We start from the raw sequence: 510 nt of genomic DNA, 5'->3' as shown, positions 1-510 counted from the left end.
ATCTTGTCGCGACTTGCCAAGACATTGCCAAACAAACCGGCGCGAAAATCACCTTGACGGAAAACGTCGAAGAAGGCGTGAAAGGCTGTGATTTCCTCTACACTGATGTTTGGGTTTCAATGGGTGAAGCAGCAGAAGCATGGGATGAACGTGTCGCGCTAATGACGCCTTATCAAATCAATATGGATGTCATCAAGCAGACGGGTAATCCACACGTGAAATTTATGCATTGTCTACCTGCGTTCCATAATGACGAAACCACTGTCGGTAAAGAAATCGCAGAGAAATACGGCATGAAAGGCCTAGAAGTCACCGAAGATGTGTTTGAGTCAGAGTACTCTATCGTCTTTGATGAAGCAGAAAACCGCATGCACACAATCAAAGCCATTATGGTTGCAACGCTAGGAAGTTAGTGTTTTTTGGAAAGCAAAAAGCATGATGTAATCGCTTGCGCTCGCAAAAGTTAGGCGTATAATACTCGGCAATTTGTCTGAGGATTAAGAAATGACC

Annotated in this window: 1 pseudogene; it reads left to right on the top strand. The window is 44.3% G+C overall.

Annotation, left to right across the window (positions count from 1 at the left end):
• Positions 1-413 (top strand): annotated as a pseudogene (locus R7Z49_RS27765) (ornithine carbamoyltransferase subunit F); the annotation flags it as partial.
• Positions 414-510 lie beyond the last annotated feature (97 nt).

It is taken from the genome of Vibrio sp. 1562 (assembly GCF_033340155.1).
In the GTDB taxonomy this organism is placed as follows: Bacteria; Pseudomonadota; Gammaproteobacteria; order Enterobacterales; family Vibrionaceae; genus Vibrio; species Vibrio alginolyticus.
The sequence above is the reverse complement of the archived record's forward strand: the minus strand, read 5'-3'. Positions and strand labels throughout refer to the sequence as shown.